Annotated in this window: 16 protein-coding genes and 1 tRNA gene; 13 read left to right on the plus strand and 4 right to left on the minus strand. The window is 64.9% G+C overall.

Annotation, left to right across the window (positions count from 1 at the left end):
• Positions 1-10: 10 nt before the first annotated feature.
• The gene (locus tag ACZ1JY_RS12715; RefSeq protein ID WP_465129509.1) at positions 11-1,333 is read right to left on the minus strand and encodes a sensor histidine kinase; all 1,323 of its coding nucleotides are present in this window, start codon (positions 1,331-1,333) and stop codon (positions 11-13) included.
• 187 nt (positions 1,334-1,520) lie between these two features.
• Between ACZ1JY_RS12715 and rpmH the strand changes: the two genes are divergently transcribed.
• From rpmH to dapE, 7 genes are all read left to right on the plus strand, one after another.
• A complete protein-coding gene (gene rpmH, locus ACZ1JY_RS12720) occupies positions 1,521-1,655 on the plus strand; it encodes a 50S ribosomal protein L34 (protein ID WP_039336437.1) in 135 nt (44 codons plus the stop codon).
• Between the two features lie 37 nt (positions 1,656-1,692).
• Positions 1,693-2,094, plus strand: coding sequence for a ribonuclease P protein component (gene rnpA / locus ACZ1JY_RS12725; RefSeq protein ID WP_118072453.1), 402 nt, complete (start codon positions 1,693-1,695; stop codon positions 2,092-2,094).
• A complete protein-coding gene (gene yidD / locus ACZ1JY_RS12730; protein WP_084278662.1) occupies positions 2,091-2,300 on the plus strand; it encodes a membrane protein insertion efficiency factor YidD in 210 nt (69 codons plus the stop codon). The genes rnpA and yidD overlap by 4 nt, the downstream gene beginning before the upstream one ends.
• Before the next feature lie 48 nt (positions 2,301-2,348).
• On the plus strand, positions 2,349-4,148 hold the full coding sequence (gene yidC, locus ACZ1JY_RS12735; protein WP_118072452.1) for a membrane protein insertase YidC: 1,800 nt from the start codon (positions 2,349-2,351) through the stop codon (positions 4,146-4,148).
• Positions 4,145-4,798, plus strand: coding sequence for a ribosome biogenesis GTP-binding protein YihA/YsxC (gene yihA, locus ACZ1JY_RS12740; protein ID WP_118072451.1), 654 nt, complete (start codon positions 4,145-4,147; stop codon positions 4,796-4,798). The genes yidC and yihA overlap by 4 nt, the downstream gene beginning before the upstream one ends.
• A 518-nt stretch (positions 4,799-5,316) precedes the next feature.
• A complete protein-coding gene (locus ACZ1JY_RS12745; RefSeq protein ID WP_465130913.1) occupies positions 5,317-5,991 on the plus strand; it encodes a glutathione S-transferase family protein in 675 nt (224 codons plus the stop codon).
• A complete protein-coding gene (gene dapE / locus ACZ1JY_RS12750; protein ID WP_465129510.1) occupies positions 5,991-7,118 on the plus strand; it encodes a succinyl-diaminopimelate desuccinylase in 1,128 nt (375 codons plus the stop codon). Before ACZ1JY_RS12745 ends, dapE begins: the two co-directional genes overlap by 1 nt.
• Here the strand turns inward: dapE and msrA are convergent.
• On the minus strand, positions 7,115-7,651 hold the full coding sequence (gene msrA, locus ACZ1JY_RS12755) for a peptide-methionine (S)-S-oxide reductase MsrA (RefSeq protein ID WP_118072449.1): 537 nt from the start codon (positions 7,649-7,651) through the stop codon (positions 7,115-7,117). The two genes, dapE and msrA, sit on opposite strands and share 4 nt — an antisense overlap.
• A 77-nt stretch (positions 7,652-7,728) precedes the next feature.
• Here msrA and ACZ1JY_RS12760 point away from each other — a divergent pair, with 77 nt between their 5' ends.
• The 4 genes from ACZ1JY_RS12760 (at position 7,729) to ACZ1JY_RS12775 (ending at position 10,107) form a co-directional block, all read left to right on the plus strand.
• On the plus strand, positions 7,729-8,586 hold the full coding sequence (locus ACZ1JY_RS12760) for a class I SAM-dependent methyltransferase (protein ID WP_465129511.1): 858 nt from the start codon (positions 7,729-7,731) through the stop codon (positions 8,584-8,586).
• Between the two features lie 53 nt (positions 8,587-8,639).
• Positions 8,640-9,488: an N-carbamoylputrescine amidase gene (aguB, locus tag ACZ1JY_RS12765; RefSeq protein WP_465129512.1), complete on the plus strand. Its 849-nt coding sequence runs from the start codon at positions 8,640-8,642 to the stop codon at positions 9,486-9,488.
• Between the two features lie 71 nt (positions 9,489-9,559).
• Positions 9,560-9,994, plus strand: a complete 435-nt coding sequence (folK, locus tag ACZ1JY_RS12770; protein WP_465130914.1) for a 2-amino-4-hydroxy-6-hydroxymethyldihydropteridine diphosphokinase — start codon at positions 9,560-9,562, stop codon at positions 9,992-9,994.
• A gap of 37 nt (positions 9,995-10,031) precedes the next feature.
• Positions 10,032-10,107, plus strand: a tRNA-Lys gene (locus tag ACZ1JY_RS12775).
• Between the two features lie 4 nt (positions 10,108-10,111).
• Here ACZ1JY_RS12775 and ACZ1JY_RS12780 read toward each other — a convergent pair.
• Complete coding sequence (locus ACZ1JY_RS12780; protein ID WP_168903014.1) at positions 10,112-10,729, minus strand: TetR/AcrR family transcriptional regulator; 618 nt, start codon at positions 10,727-10,729, stop codon at positions 10,112-10,114.
• A 165-nt stretch (positions 10,730-10,894) separates the two neighbouring features.
• Between ACZ1JY_RS12780 and ACZ1JY_RS12785 the strand changes: the two genes are divergently transcribed.
• Both ACZ1JY_RS12785 and ACZ1JY_RS12790 read left to right on the plus strand, forming a co-directional pair.
• Complete coding sequence (locus tag ACZ1JY_RS12785) at positions 10,895-13,225, plus strand: TonB-dependent receptor (RefSeq protein ID WP_465129513.1); 2,331 nt, start codon at positions 10,895-10,897, stop codon at positions 13,223-13,225.
• A 167-nt stretch (positions 13,226-13,392) separates the two neighbouring features.
• The gene (locus ACZ1JY_RS12790) at positions 13,393-14,148 is read left to right on the plus strand and encodes a YkgJ family cysteine cluster protein (protein ID WP_465129514.1); all 756 of its coding nucleotides are present in this window, start codon (positions 13,393-13,395) and stop codon (positions 14,146-14,148) included.
• Here the strand turns inward: ACZ1JY_RS12790 and ACZ1JY_RS12795 are convergent, their stop codons facing one another.
• Positions 14,149-15,114: a complex I NDUFA9 subunit family protein gene (locus ACZ1JY_RS12795; protein ID WP_168903011.1), complete on the minus strand. Its 966-nt coding sequence runs from the start codon at positions 15,112-15,114 to the stop codon at positions 14,149-14,151.
• Positions 15,115-15,266: the final 152 nt, after the last annotated feature.

Here is a 15,266-nt window from a genome sequence, read left to right on the forward strand (position 1 = left end):
GCGGAGAGGTTCAGGCTTCTCCGCCTTCCAGCGTGAAGTCCATCTCCACGACGATGCCGCGCTCTGCGAAGCGGCGGACGATGGTGCCGCCCAGCTGGCGTTCTGACGAACGGATCAGCGCCGAGCCGAAGCCTTCGCGGCCTTGCTCTGTCGGCGCCGTCGCTTCCCTGGCGGCAATCTCTTCCCAGATCACCTTGGCACGCGTGTCCTCGCGCTCCCAGCGGATGCGCAGCAGGCCGCCGGGCGCGGACCAGGCGCCGTATTTCACGGCATTGGTCGCCAGTTCGTGCAGGACAAGGCCAAGCGGCACCGCGTGCCGGCCCGGCAGGTTCACCGTGCCGCCATCCAGTTCGCAGCGCTCGCTTGATGAGCGATAAGGCGCGATGACCTTGCCGATCAGCTCGGCAAGGTCGACCGTCTGGTCCTTGCCCGACCCTTGCGTAACCTCGTGCGCCGTGACGAGCGCGTGGATGCGCTTGGCGATGCGATCAACCGCCGGGGCGGCAGCAGCATCACCCCGCGCGCTCATCTTCACGATGGCGAGGATCACCGCGAACAGGTTCTTGACCCGATGGTTGAGCTCCTTGGCGAGCAGGTCGGCGCGGTCGCGCGCTTCGGCGATGGCGGCGGCGCCTTCGGCCAGGGCCTCGGCCTCGGCCTTGCGAATCGCCTGCCACAGCCCCAGCGCCAGTGCGCAGACGATCACCACGAACAGCGCAGCCAGCGAGGGCAGGATGCGCGCCTCGGCATTGGCCGCACGCTGCGCCGCCTGATCGAGGCGCACGCGCTCGATATCCTCCAGCCGGGCCACGGCCTTGCGCAACCCGTTCATGGCAAGCTGGCCTTCGTCTGACAGGAGGCGCGCATGGGCATCGGGAATGCGGCGCTGTTCGACGAGGTCGACCACGCCCGCCATCTCGGCCCACTTGGCATCGCCCAGCCGCGCGATCTCGGCTACGAGATTGGCCTGCTCTGCCGGCAGGTCTGGCCCCATGCGGTCGCGCAATGTCCGCATTCCGGCGGCATAGCGGCCCTGGCCTTCGCGGTAGGGTTCGAGGTAGCGGGTGTCGCTGGTGATGAAGTAGCCGCGCTGTCCGGTCTCGCCGCTCATCGTCGCGCGCACGATCTCGTCGAGCGAGGCGATGATGCCGCTGGTGCGGGCCGCCTGCTGGCGCTGGGTGCGTTCAACCTCGACCGTGGCGATGATCAGCGAGAACGTGCCGATCAGCGCCAGCGCGACGACGGCAAACAGCGCCAGCGTCGGAATTCGCGGGGCGCGTTGCCACCAGTGCAGCCTCATCTCCTTGAGGAGGGATTCGGTTTCCCTGTTCATCAGGGGGGCCTAGACCCTAAGGCTTGCATCAGCAACGTCTTCACACTGGGCAACATATTGAAGCGCCTGCGCCTTTGCCTGCAGGGTTGACGCAAATCGCCTTGTCGCCTATCGGCCACCCCCTGATTCCGGCGCTTTGCCCTGCGGCAAGTGCCTGTCCACAGATTCGATATAGAAGAGAAAAGCCATGAAGCGCACTTTCCAGCCCAGCAACCTCGTGCGTGCCCGCCGCCACGGCTTCCGCGCCCGCACCGCCACTGTCGGTGGTCGCAAGGTTCTTGCCGCCCGCCGTGCGCGTGGCCGCAAGAAGCTGTCGGCCTGAGCCTTTCAGCATAAATCCGGTTCCGGCGAAGGCGGGGATGACCCGAATCGCCACAATCCGGAAACGGGCAGACTTCGTTGCTGCCAATCGCGGGATCCGGGTCGCAAGGCCCGGATTCGTGCTGTTGGTGAACCGCGACGTGGTGCCCGCTGACGAGGCCGACCTCCGCTTCGGCGTCACCGTCACCAAGAAGATCGGCAACGCGGTCGTCCGCAACCGGATGAAGCGCCGCTTCCGCGCCCTGCTGCGCGAGGCCCTGCCCGATGCCGGCATTGCCGGCGCTGACCACGTGATGATCGGCCGCGAAGGTGGGGTGGAGCGCGATTTTGCCCTGCTGCGCGAGGAGTTGGCCGTAGCGCTGTCCCGCGCCGCGCAGGGCAAGGGCGACCCGCCCCGCAAGCGCGGCGGCGCCCGTGTCAATCCGGGAAGGGGCAAGTGAAGCGCCTGCTCATCCTCATCGCCCGCGGCTGGCAGCTCGGCCCCTCCCGCGTGCTCCCGCCTTCATGCCGCTACAGCCCTTCGTGTTCGCAATATGCGATCGAGGCGCTGGAAAAGCATGGCGCGATTAAGGGTGGCTGGCTCGCGGCGAAGCGGCTATTGCGCTGCCATCCCTGGGGTGGGCACGGCTATGATCCCGTACCTTAGCCAAGTCTCCTCACCCCACACGACTTCAAGATCTAGGACGCGAACACGGTGCAGAATCAGCGCAACGTCATAATGGCAGTGATCCTGACGGGTCTGCTGCTGATCGGCTGGGAAGCGGCCATGCGCTGGTTCTACCCGGCGCCGCCAGCCAAGCCGCAGGCTGCAGCAACCGCGCCTGCCAGCACTGACGGCACCAAGCCCAAGGCAACGCGCGAAGGCGGCCTGCAGAACGCGGCCGACATCGCGCTGGAAAAGAAGGACCTGCGCGCCGAACTCGCCGCAGGCAACCGCGTCGTCATCGACGCGCCGGGCCTCAAGGGCTCGATCAACCTCAAGGGTGCGCTGGTCGATGACGTGACGCTGGTCCGTCACCGTGAAAGCGTTGACAAGAATAGCCCGCCGGTGCGCCTGTTCTCGCCTGCCGGCACGCCCGCGCAGCACTATGCCCAGATCGGCTGGGTCGGCGAAGGCGTCGCCACGCCCGATGCCAACACGGTGTGGACGGCGGAGGGCGCAAGGCTGACGCCGCAGACCCCGGTCACGCTGCGCTGGAGCAACGCCACCGGCCAGACTTTCGCGATCAAGTATTCGATCGACGCCGACTACATGATCACCGCAACGCAGAGCGTCGCCAACACCGGCGCCGCGCCGGTCGTGGTCAAGCCGTTCGCCTTGGTCAACCGTACCGACAAGACGGCCAGCCTCGATACCTGGCAGCTGCATTCGGGGCCGATTGCGGCGCTGGATGGCTCGGTCAACTTTGACAACAACTATTCCACGGTAACCGAAGCCCCGGGGCAGGTGATTCCGCTCAAGGGCACGACCAACTGGATCGGCTTTACCGACATCTACTGGCTGTCGGCGCTGATTCCCGATACCGGTGCCAAGGCTGAAGGTGCGGTGCGCTCGCTCGGCAACAACGTGTTCCGCGCGGACCTGATCTATCCCGGCGTGTCCATCGCGCCGGGCAAGGCACAGAGCCAGACCGTCCGCCTGTTTGCCGGCGCCAAGGAAAACTCGGTCCTCGAAAAGTACGAAGCGACCGGCGTCACCAACTTCAGCCTGGCTATCGACTGGGGCTGGTTCCGCTGGTTCGAAAAGCCGATCTTCTGGCTGCTCGATTCGCTGTTCAAGCTGGTCAAGAACTTCGGCGTGGCGATCATCCTGCTGACGCTGATCGTGCGCGGTGTGATGTTCCCGATCGCCCAGCGCCAGTTCGCCTCGATGGCGGCGATGCGCGCGCTGCAGCCCAAGATGAAGGCGCTGCAGGAACGCTACAAGGACGACAAGCAGACCCAGCAGCAGAAGATCATGGAGCTGTACAAGACAGAGAAGGTCAATCCGCTGGCCGGCTGCCTTCCCATGTTCCTGCAGATCCCGGTGTTCTTCGCGCTGTACAAGGTGCTGACGCTGGCCATCGAAATGCGGCACCAGCCGTTCGCGCTGTGGATCAAGGACTTGTCCGCGCCCGATCCGCTGCACGTGCTCAACCTGTTCGGCCTGCTGCCGTTCACGCCGCCGAGCTTCCTTGCGATTGGCGTGCTGGCGATCCTGCTGGGCATCACCATGTGGGCGCAGTTCAAGCTGCAGCCGACGGCGATGGACCCCGCACAGCAGCAGGTCTTCGCGATCATGCCGTGGATGATGATGTTCGTGATGGCGCCGTTCGCCGCGGGCCTGCTGATCTACTGGATCACCTCGAACATCCTGACCATCGCGCAGCAGAAGTACCTCTACAGCAAGCACCCGCAGTTGAAGGCCCAGGCCGAAAAGGACCAGCTCGATGTCGACCGCTCGGTCGCGCGTGAGCAGAAGCCTGCTGCCAACCGGAAGCCGAAAACGCGGTGACACCTGAAGAACAAGCCGAACGCGCCGAATTGATCGAACAGGCGCGCCTCCTCTTTGCGGGGCGCGTCGAGTTCCTCAAGTCGGCCCCTGCGCTCAAGCACTTGCCCGATCCGGACGTGCCCGAGATCGCCTTTGCCGGCCGTTCGAATGTCGGCAAGTCGTCGCTGCTCAACGCGCTGACCGGGCGCAAGTCGATTGCGCGCACCTCGGTCACGCCGGGGCGCACGCAGGAGTTGAACTACTTCGAAGTGGGCGAGCCGACGCGCCTGCGCCTGGTCGACATGCCGGGCTATGGCTTCGCCAAGGCTCCGCCCAAGGTGGTCGAGCAGTGGCGCCGGCTGGTCCGCGATTTCCTGCGCGGGCGCGTCGTCCTCAAGCGCACCCTCCTGCTGATTGACAGCCGCCACGGCGTGAAGCCCGTGGACGAGGACATGATGCAGATGCTCGACGAAGCAGGCGTCGGCTATCGCGTTGTCCTGACCAAGGCCGACAAGATCAAGGCAAGCGAGCTTGAGGCGGTGACCGCCGAGACCATCGCTGCCGCCCGCAAGCGCACGGCCGCCTATCCCGAAGTGCTCGTCACCTCGTCGGAAAAGAAGATGGGCATCGAAGAACTGCGCGCAGCAGTGCTGCAGGATTCGTTGATCTAGGTCCGGTTCGCGCCAATCGCCCCAACCTGGTCACCCCGGCGAAGGCCGGGGTCCATTACATCCCTGATCACACGCAACGTCAGATTGAGACGATGGCTCATGGGCCCCGGCCTGCGCCGGGGCGACGGGGTAGTACACGTGGCCCCTGCGCCAAAACGACCAGCTCCCCTCCCGCAAGCGGGAGGGGGTGGGGGGCAGCATCCGGCAAAATGCGCCCCTGAACTCCAACACCGCACCATTCCCGAACGATAACCGCTGTCCTACAGCAAAGCGCCGGGCGCAGGCTTTTGGCCATGCCATATCGCCAGCCTCTCGACTCCGCCCGCCAGAACCTCGGCCAAGCCTTGCGCGAAGCCGCGAACGCGCCTGCCCTGCTGACTGCAGATCGCCTTCACGAGGCCCTGCGCGGCATCTCGGCGATACACGCCCTGAACTGTGTAAACCGTGTAAACCCGTTCACGGTCGACACAGCGAACCTGAACGGCTACGCGGCTCGCAGGCGTAACAGGGCGAACACGATGAAGCTGATCATCGGCAACAAGAACTACTCCAGCTGGTCGCTGCGGGGCTGGCTGGCCGCCAAGCAATCCGGCCTGCACTTCGAGGAAATCACCGTCCCGCTCTACGGCGAGGACTGGGACGAAGCGCGCCGGACCGACGAACTTGCACCATCTTCGGGCAAAGTGCCGATCCTATGGGACGGCGATGGCGAGGACGCACCCGTGGTTTGGGACAGCCTCGCGATCATCGATTACCTTGCCGACAAGGTCGGGCGCGATCGCTTCTGGCCCAAGGACGAGACCGCGCGCGCCATGGCGCGCTCGATGGTCGCCGAAATGCACTCCAGCTATCTGCCGCTGCGCCGCAGTCTGCCGATGAACATCCGCAAGCGCTTCGAAGGCGTGGAGATCAGCGCCGAAGTCCGCGCCGACATCGTTCGCATTCTCTCGCTCTGGGCCGAGGCCCGCGCCCGCTTTGGGAAGGGCGGGCCGTTCCTGTTCGGCACGTTCTGCGCGGCCGACATCATCTATGCCCCCGTCGTCTCGCGCTTCATGACCTATGGCGTGCCCGTGCCGGGCTTTGCCATGACCTACATGGAAGCGGTCTGGACGCACGACTGGATGCAGCAGTGGATCGAAGCCGCAGAGAACGAGGGCTGGACCATCGAGCAGTTTGAGGAGCCCGCACGCTGATGTCGCTCGATCCCGTGATCCTCGCCGAACGTCTGATCGACTGCGAGAGTGTTACCCCCGCGACCGGCGCGGTGTTCGATTGCCTGCAGGCTATGCTCGAACCGCTGGGCTTCGCAATCCATCGCTTCGTTGCCGGTGAAGCGCCCGACGGCCCGGTCGAGAACATGTTCGCGATCCGGCGCGGCCCCGAAGGCTCGCGCCACTTCGCCTTTGCCGGGCATCTCGACGTTGTTCCACCGGGCGAGGGCTGGACGTCCGGCCCGTTCAAGGCAGAACGCCGCGGCGAATTGCTCTACGGGCGCGGTGCGGTGGACATGAAAGGTTCGATCGCCTCGATGGTTGCTGCTGCCGCCGAAGTGCCGGTCGAGGAGGGAACGCTCAGCTTCATCATCACCGGCGACGAGGAAGGCCCGGCGCGCTTCGGCACCGTGCCCCTGATCGAGCTGATCCGCGAGATGAAGGCCGAGCCCGACCTGTGCCTGGTGGGCGAGCCGACCTCGGTCAACCGCCTGGGTGACATGGTGAAGATCGGCCGTCGCGGTTCGGTCAATATGTGGATCACCTGCAAGGGCGCGCAGGGCCACGTCGCCTATCCGCACCTCGCCGACAATCCGATCCCGCGCCTGGTCGCGCTGCTCGCCGATCTCGACGCGCTGGTGCTCGACGAGGGCACCGAGTGGTTCCAGCCAACGAATCTCGAGATCACCGACCTTGAGGTGGGCAACAAGGCCACCAACGTCATCCCCGCCGAGGCGCGCGCGCGCATCTCGATCCGCTTCAACGACCGCCATACCGGGGCGGGGCTGGTCGCCATGGTCGAGGAAGTGGCACGCCGCCACAAGGGCGAGGTGCGTGCGGTGATTTCGGGCGAGAGCTTCATCACCTTGCCCGGCGACTATTCCACGCTGATTGCCGAGGCGGTGCAGGCCGAGACCGGCCTCGATCCCGAACTTTCGACCAGCGGAGGCACCTCGGACGCGCGCTTCCTGCGCGCCGTATGCCCGGTCGTGGAATTCGGCCTGTGCAACGCGACGATGCACAAGAAGGACGAGGCCGTTGCGCTGGAAGACCTTGCAGTCCTCCAGCGAATCTACCGGCGGATTACGCTGGCGGCCTTGGCAGCCTAGGCCTTCACCTTGTTGGCGAAGCTTTTGCGCAGCTTCATCAGCTTGGGCGGTATAACGGCAAGGCAGTAGGGATTGCGCTGGCCTTCGCCTTCCCAGTACTCTTGGTGATAGTCCTCGGCAGGATACCACGTCGCCATCGGTTCGATCGTGGTGACGATGGGCTTTGGCCAATCGGGCTGGGCGCGGGCGATGGCCGCTTCCATCGCTGCCTTCTGCTCCTCGTCCGCCGGGAACATCGCCGAACGGTACTGCGTGCCCACGTCGTTGCCCTGGCGGTTCAGTTGCGTTGGATCGTGCGTGGCGAGGAAAATGTCGAGGATCTGGTCGAGGCTGATCGTTTCGGGACTGAACGTCACGCGGATAGCTTCCGCATGCCCGGTAGTCCCCGAACAGACCTGCTTGTAGGTCGGGTTGTCGACCGTACCGCCGATGTAGCCGCTCTCGACATTCGTCACACCGATCACGTCGCGGAAGACTGCCTCGGTGCACCAGAAGCATCCACCTGCGAGGATGGCCGTTGCTTGTTCGCTCATGCGCTATATTCTCCTGAATTGCGTGAGAGATAAGCATGCCACCCCCGCTTGTCATCGGCCCGAAGGAGTATCCCCACATGCGTCGAATCAGCCTTGCCCTGCTCGCACTCGTTGCGGGAAGCAGCCTCGCCACTCCGGTAATGGCCGAGACTGCGCAGACCGTTGCTGCAAAGGTCGATCCTGCGCTGGCCGCCGCCGTTGCCGATCCGTTGCGCGAGAAGGACCGTGCGCGCGACGTCTATCGCAAGCCTGCCGAGACGCTGAGCTTCTTCCAGGTCTCGCCGACGATGAAGGTGGGGGAATATGCTCCGGGCGGTGGCTGGTACTCCCGCCTGCTCGGGCTCTACCTCGGGCCCAAGGGTAAGCTGGTCGGCCTCTACTTTGACCCCACTGCCAGCGCCTTTGGCGACAAGATGAAGGCGGGCATTCGCGAAGGCGCCGCCAAGTATCCGGCGGAAGTGGCCGAATGGTCGGGCCAGCCGGCGGAGCGCTTCTCCGCGTTCACGCTCGACGTGCTGCCTGACGGTGAGAAGGGCACGTTCGATCGCATCCTTGTCATGCGCATGATGCACAACCTGCTGCGCTGGAACCTTGCTGCGCACGAGATCAAGCAGATGCGCGAACTTCTCAAGCCCGATGGCATGATCGGCATCGAACAGCACCGCGCCACGCCAGACGCGCCCTATTCGTTCACCGACGGTTCCAAGGGCTACCTGCGCGAGGCCGACGTGATCAAGTTCATGGAAGTGAACGGCTTCACTTATGTCGGCAAGAGCGAGGCCAACGCCAATCCCAAGGACCCGGCAAACTGGCCCGATGGCGTATGGACCCTGCCGCCACAGCTTGCCGGCAAGCCCGACGATGCGACCAAGGCGAAGCTGCAGGCCATCGGCGAGAGCGACCGCATGACGCTGCTGTTCCGCAAGCGCCCCTGAATTGGAGCCCGGCGACGGTTGAATTGCGAGGGCAGGGGCCTTAGGTCCCTCCCATGACCGAAATCTCCGTCGCCGCCCTGCAACTCGCCCTTCCCGGGGGCGAGGCCGAGAACATCGCCGCCACTGCCGCGCTGGTTGAAGAGGCCGCGCGTGGCGGCGCGCAGATCGTGCTGCCGCCAGAACTCTTCGCCGGGCCCTACTTCTGCAAGGTCGAGGACGAGGCCCTGTTCTCGATGGCCTATCCGCTCGATGCGGACCCGTCGGTGCGCGAGATGAAGAAGCTCGCCAAAGCCCACGGCATTGCCATTCCCACCAGCTTCTTCGAGCGGGACGGGCATCACTATTACAATACGCTGGCGATGATCGGCCCTGACGGCGAAGTCATGGGCAGGTATCGCAAGAGCCACATCCCGGACGGCCCCGGCTACGAAGAAAAGTACTATTTCCGGCCCGGCAACACCGGCTTCAAGGTTTGGGACGTGTTCGGCACACGCATCGGCGTGGGGGTGTGCTGGGACCAGTGGTATCCCGAATGCGCCCGCGCCATGGCGCTGATGGGGGCAGAGCTGCTGTTCTACCCCACTGCCATCGGCAGCGAACCCTATGACGCCGATCTCGACACCAGCCGCATGTGGCGCCGCGCGATGATCGGTCATTCCGTGTCGAACTGCATGCCGGTGATCGCAGCCAATCGCATCGGTATGGAAGATGGCCAGCGCTTCTACGGCCACAGCTTCATCTCTGATGAATGGGGCGATTACCTCGCCGAGTTCGGCGCAGGCGAAACCGGCGTGCTTCACGCGACTATCGACCTGAAGCGCGCCGCAACGCACCGCGCCGGCATGGGCTTCTTCCGCGATCGCCGCCCGCAGCTTTACGGGCGGCTGGCAGAAGACATCTGAAGCTGCATCGCTACATCGTCGCGCTCGGCTCGAACCAGCGCCACCCCCGCCATGGCAACCCATCGGCAATCCTGTGGGCGGCACTGGATGAAGTCGGGCGGCGCAACTGCAGGATCGATGCGGTGTCCCCGACGATCCGCAGCCGGCCAATCGGGCCGTCGCAGCGCGTCTACTGCAACGCCGCCGCGCTGGTCTCGACAGACCTTGAACCCCGCGCCTTGCTGGACGAGTTGCAGGCGGTGGAAACCCTGTTCGGACGCCGCCGCCAAGGCCAGCGCTGGCGGTCGCGCACGCTCGATCTCGACATTGTCATGTGGTCCGGCGGGTGCTGGGCGGACGAGAACCTGATCATCCCGCATCCAGAATTCCGCAAGCGGGACTTCGTGCTCGGCCCGGCGGCGCGCATAGCCGGTGACTGGCGCGATCCGATCACCGGACTGACGGTGCAGCAGTTGCACCGTCGCCTCGCCAAAGGCTTGACCCGCTCGTCCCCGCCCCCTAGGTGACGCGCCACGCCTCGCGCTTCACTTGCGCAGCCATGGCGGGCCCTTAGCTCAGTCGGTAGAGCAACTGACTTTTAATCAGTAGGTCGCTGGTTCGAACCCAGCAGGGCTCACCATTCCTTACCGCGACCGTGCGTTGAGCCCTTCGCCCAGCAGGTCTGCGGCCACTTCCGCGATCTCTTCCACCGGACGGCTGTCGTCCCAGACGCCGAAGCGCAGGCCGAGGAAGACGTTCATGCCCATGATGGCCCACGCTCGCACGTCCTGCTCCCCATGGCGCAGCGTGCCGGACGCCGCGCCCTCGGCAAGGCGCGCGGCGATGCGCGTTGCCGTGCCTTCGTAGTGGGCGCGGTAGCTTTGCGGGTCGGCGAACTCGGCCTCGTCGATGATCCGGTAGATTTCCTTGTGCTCGCGCGCAAAGTGCAGGAACCCGACGAGGGCTTCGCGTTCACGCTGCAAGCCGGTGGCGCCTTCGCTGACAGCGGCGGCGGCGGTCGTTGCCACCCGGGCCGACATGTCGCGCACAAGGGCGGTGAAGATCGCGTCCTTCGAATCGAAATAGGTATAGAAGCTGCCCAGTGCCGTTCCCGCGCGCCGCGTGATGCCGCTGATCGAGGCTTCGTGAAAGCCGCGCTCGCCAAACTCGGCTGCTGCCGCATCAAGCAGCTTGCGCAAGGTTTCGCGCCCTCGCGCGGTGCGTGGCACCTTTCCCGGACTTGCAGCGCTTGTCTGCGCCATTTGCGCTTCTCCCCGCAACCGCCCACCCCACAGCGCGTGTTGCCGTTTCGCCACGATCCGTAGCGACAAACCGGCAATCTCACAACGAGAAGTTGAAAGGTGGTTCAACTTTCAATATCAAGGCTGGCGAGCGGACGGAGCAGTCCGCGAGAGGGAGCCTGTCTGATGACCCGAATTTCCACGCGCGCCGCCTTGGCCGCCACAGTTGCACTGTTCGCCGTGCCCGCAATGCCCGCCTTCGCGCAGGAAACGCCTGCTGCTGAAGATGCCTCGGAGATCGCTACCGGCAACGAGATCACCGTGATTGCCCGCCGCCGCGAGGAGCGTCTGCTCGACGTCCCGATCGCAATCTCGGCGCTGAACACGGATGCGCTTGAGCGCGCCGGCGCCAAGGACCTTTCGGGCATTCAGGGCGCGATCCCGAACGTGAACATCGTGCAGGGCCGCGGCTCGGCCAGCAGCGCCAACTTCTACATTCGCGGTATCGGCCAGCCCGATGCACTGCAGACGTTCGACCCCGCAGTCGGCGTCTATGTCGATGGCGTCTACCTCAGCCGCATTCAGGGCGCGCTGCTCAACCTGTTCGATGTCGAGCGGGTCGAAGTGCTGCGCGGGCCGCAAGGCACGCTCTATGGCAAGAACACCATCGGCGGCGCGGTCAACGTCGTGTCGAAGAAGCCCGATCTCGATACCGTGAAGGGCGAGGCTGCGTTCACCTATGGTCGTTTCGATGAAGTGACGGCGAAGGGCTATGTCTCGGCCCCGCTGGTCACCGACAAGCTCGCGCTGTCGCTCGCCGGGGTCTATGACGACCGCGACGGTATCGTCACCGACCCGCGCACCGGCCGGAAGTACAATGACCGGAACAACCTGTCCGGCCGCGCCATCCTGCGGGCCAAGCCGACCGATACGGTCGAAGTGCTGATCTCGGGCGATTACACCCGCCAGCGCAACGCGGCCACGCTTGGTTATCTGACCGCACCGTTGATCCAGACCGACTTTGTCCGGGGCGGCGTCGTGCTTGCTCCTGCAAATCCCTATGGCCCCTATGACTACAAGGCATCGACCAGCCTTGCCCCGGATCAGGGCCAGAAGCTGGACCACTGGGGCGTTTCGGGCACGATCAACGTGGATCTCAGCGACAGCTTCCAGCTGACCTCGATCACCGCCTATCGCAAGCTGAAGACCGATTTCTTCATCGACATTGACGCCACGCAGTTCGAACTGGGCGACGTGTTCGTGGGTGTTCGCCAGAACCAGTTCAGCCAGGAACTGCAGCTCAAGTACGATTCCGACAAGCTCAAGGGCGTGTTCGGGCTCTACTACCTCAACGAGAACGTGAGCTCGCACCAGGAAGCCTACGCCGACGGCCTGTTTGCCTTCAACGGCGCGCCGATCACGTTCCTCCGCACGATCGACGACAAGCAGGTTACCAAGAGCTATGCCGCCTTCGGCCAGCTGACCTACGACTTCACCGAGCAGCTCTCGATGACTGCCGGCCTGCGCTATACGCACGAGAAGAAGACCTACAACCGCTGCACGGTCACTGCATCGACGCTCGGGCTGCTCAACAACATCCGTTACTGCTTCCCCGACAACCTGCCCGCGCCCTTCACTGGCGACGACGACGTGAGTTATGACGCGTGGACGCCGATGGTCAGCCTGTCCTACAAGCCGACCCCGGACACACTGCTCTATGCCTCGGCCAGCCGCGGCTTCAAGGCGGGTGGCTTCAACGGTCGCGTCAACTCGAACGGGGACATCTCGGTTACGCGCAACGGCGTGACGACGGTGGTGCCGAACTTCGAACCCGAAACGGTCTGGTCCTATGAGGCGGGGGCCAAGGGCACTTTCCTCGATGGCCGCGTCAATATCTCGGCAGCGGCGTTCTACACGGACTACAACAACTTCCAGGCCCGTGTCGGCAACGGCACCAATGTCGGCCTTGGCGGCAGCTTCCCGGTGCTCAACGCTGGCAAGTTGCGCATCCAGGGCTTCGAGTTCGACATCTCGGTCCGGCCGGTAACGCCTCTGACCCTGTTCGCCTCGGTCGGCTACCTCGATGCCGACTACAAGCGCTTCGATGATCCGCGCCGCTTGCCGCCTGCCGGTGGCGCTGCGTTCAGCTGCAACCCGACGGGGGCGCAGATCACTTGCCGGCCGGCCTTCGCGCCGCCGCTCACCCTGCGTGCTGGCGGTGAATACCGCGTCTCGCTGGGCGATGCCTCGCTGACGCTGGGCGGTGACGTCCGCTTCGTTGACAAGCAGTACCTCTCGGTCGACAACCGCCCGGGCCTGACCGAAGACGGCTACCTGATCGGCAACCTTTATGCCCAGGTCGACTTCGACAAGTTCTACCTGCGCGGCGCGGTCAAGAACGTGGGCAACACGCTTTACAAGACCGACGGTCAGGAATTCAGCTCGGTCGGCAACATCCAGACCGTCTACTACGGCGATCCGCGCACGTGGAACGTCACGGTCGGAGTTCGCTTCTGATCTGACAAGCGATCTCAAGCGGTGCAGGCGCCCTCAATCCCTCCATCGCCTGCCACCGCCGTCGAAGCCCCGGTCCGTTGTGGCCGGGGCTTTTGGCTTATTTGGAATGCTCCATTCCTGCGGGTTCTGCGCTTTGCGGGTGGAGCGGGCCCGGCTTTAACGACGGCATGGATCTGCACTTCAAATGCACGCAATGCGGGCGCTGCTGCCATGACCTCAGGTTGACGCTGTCGGTCGCCGAAGCGTGCGCCTGGGCTGGCAGAGGTCATCAGGTTGACCTGCTGACCGAAGCCTGGCCCTGGCCTGACGATGGCCCCGCCGACGATGCGGTGATGGCGTGGCGAAAGGCTACCAGCTTCGCGGTTCGCATCGGGGATGTTCCATTCCGGATCAATCTCAGGCTGGTTGCGCGGCACGAGGGGGCCTGTCCGCACCTGCTGCCGGACATGCGCTGCGGCAACTATGAAGCCCGTCCTCGCATCTGCCGCATCTATCCGCTCGAAAGCCGTCCCTTTGAAGCGGTGGAGCCCGCGCGCCGGAAGTGCCCGCCCGAAGCCTGGCACGATGATCTGCCCGTGCTGGAGCGCGACGGTGAACCGTCCGACAGCGCAGCTCGCGTGGTGCTTGCCGCCCATCGTCAGGCCATGATGGAGGACGTTCCGCTCAAGGCGCGGCTGGCATCGGCGTTGGGCTTTGCCGAGACAGCATTTGCCGGGGAAGGGTTGGCGGTGTGCGAGGTTGCACCGCTCGCCCTTCTGACGGCTGTCGAGGAAGTGTCCTGCGGCCTCTGGGATGTTACTCGGAACTGGGCAATGGTCACCAACCGGACATCGACGGCGCAGATGCTGGCCGATCTGGATTGCCCGGTGCGGCTGGTGTCGGCCGGGCCTGCGTTCCTGCCAGCCTTTGCCGACGAGACCTGATCAGGCGGACTTGGCGCGGACGCCGAAGCGGCCGAACTTGCGGTAGCGCGTCATCCAGCGGGCCAGGAACAGGCCGAGCGGACGCGGCGTCACGCCCAATGCCTCGATGCCGGGCAGCGTTCCCGACGCCACGTTGCCGGCCTTGAGCAGCTTCCACTGGTCGGTGCTCATCGGCGCACCCGGCAGCCATCCCGTCAGCGAAGCGAAGGCTCCCGACACTGCATCCGGCAGTTCGACCAGCACCGGCGTACGATCCGCAGCATTGGCGATGCGGCGGTTGAGTTCGCCCATGGTGATGACTTCGGGGCCGGCCAGCTCGTAAGTCTTGCCGCCGTGCGCGCCTGGGTTGGCCAGGGCATTGCCGATGGCTTCGGCAGCATCGTCGACGAACACCGGCTGCAACCTGGCAGTGGGGCCGAACACCGGCAGCACCGGCAGCTTGGCCATCAGGCCACCGAACATGTTGAGGAAGTTGTCGTCTTCGCCGAACAGGATCGAAGGGCGGACGATCGTCGCGGTCGGGAAAGCGGCCAGCGCGGCCTGCTCACCTTCGGCCTTGGTGCGGGCATAAGGCACGTCCGAACCGGCATCGGCGCCGAGTGCGGAAACATGCACGAACGCCTTGGCGCCAGCCGTCCCGGCGGCCTCGGCAACGCGGCCGACGCCCTGTCCCTGCAGCGAATCAAGGTCTCCGGCAAAAGCACCGACAAGGTTCACCACGGCGTCGACGCCGGTCAGCGCCGCCGCAACGGTGCGCGGCTTGGTCACGTCGGTCGCCACGAACTGGATCTGGCCGAGCGAACCCAGCGGACGAAGCTTGAAGCTGCGCTCGGGATGGCGGCTGCACACGCGCAGGCGGGCACCGCGCGAAAGCAGTTCCTGCGCCAGATGCGTGCCGAAGAAGCCGCTGCCGCCCACCAGCGCTACCAGCATGCCTTCGAGATCGCGCGTTCTGCCGTTTGCCATATCGAGCGTGTCCTGAATCACTTTTGCCCGCCAATCCGGGCCGTTTCACGCGACGCCTTTGGCACAGCAGCAGGAGCAGTTTCAATGAGGAAACTCCCGTTCTGCAGCGCGGTTGCAAAAAGAGTCGCGATTGACGGAATTTGCCCCGTTGA

This window comes from Novosphingobium sp. BL-A-41-Hi4B-X5A (assembly GCF_055521705.1).

What these genes read in the sequence shown, in the direction of transcription:
- ACZ1JY_RS12780 (WP_168903014.1), bottom strand. Translation starts at nt 10,729, where the DNA reads ATGGCGCAGACAAGCGCTGCAAGTCCGGGAAAGGTGCCACGCACCGCG.
- rpmH (WP_039336437.1), top strand. Translation starts at nt 1,521, where the DNA reads ATGAAGCGCACTTTCCAGCCCAGCAACCTCGTGCGTGCCCGCCGCCAC.
- ACZ1JY_RS12790 (WP_465129514.1), top strand. Translation starts at nt 13,393, where the DNA reads ATGGATCTGCACTTCAAATGCACGCAATGCGGGCGCTGCTGCCATGAC.
- rnpA (WP_118072453.1), top strand. Translation starts at nt 1,693, where the DNA reads ATGACCCGAATCGCCACAATCCGGAAACGGGCAGACTTCGTTGCTGCC.
- msrA (WP_118072449.1), bottom strand. Translation starts at nt 7,651, where the DNA reads ATGAGCGAACAAGCAACGGCCATCCTCGCAGGTGGATGCTTCTGGTGC.
- ACZ1JY_RS12785 (WP_465129513.1), top strand. Translation starts at nt 10,895, where the DNA reads ATGACCCGAATTTCCACGCGCGCCGCCTTGGCCGCCACAGTTGCACTG.
- aguB (WP_465129512.1), top strand. Translation starts at nt 8,640, where the DNA reads ATGACCGAAATCTCCGTCGCCGCCCTGCAACTCGCCCTTCCCGGGGGC.
- dapE (WP_465129510.1), top strand. Translation starts at nt 5,991, where the DNA reads ATGTCGCTCGATCCCGTGATCCTCGCCGAACGTCTGATCGACTGCGAG.
- ACZ1JY_RS12745 (WP_465130913.1), top strand. Translation starts at nt 5,317, where the DNA reads ATGAAGCTGATCATCGGCAACAAGAACTACTCCAGCTGGTCGCTGCGG.
- ACZ1JY_RS12795 (WP_168903011.1), bottom strand. Translation starts at nt 15,114, where the DNA reads ATGGCAAACGGCAGAACGCGCGATCTCGAAGGCATGCTGGTAGCGCTG.
- ACZ1JY_RS12715 (WP_465129509.1), bottom strand. Translation starts at nt 1,333, where the DNA reads ATGAACAGGGAAACCGAATCCCTCCTCAAGGAGATGAGGCTGCACTGG.
- ACZ1JY_RS12760 (WP_465129511.1), top strand. Translation starts at nt 7,729, where the DNA reads ATGCGTCGAATCAGCCTTGCCCTGCTCGCACTCGTTGCGGGAAGCAGC.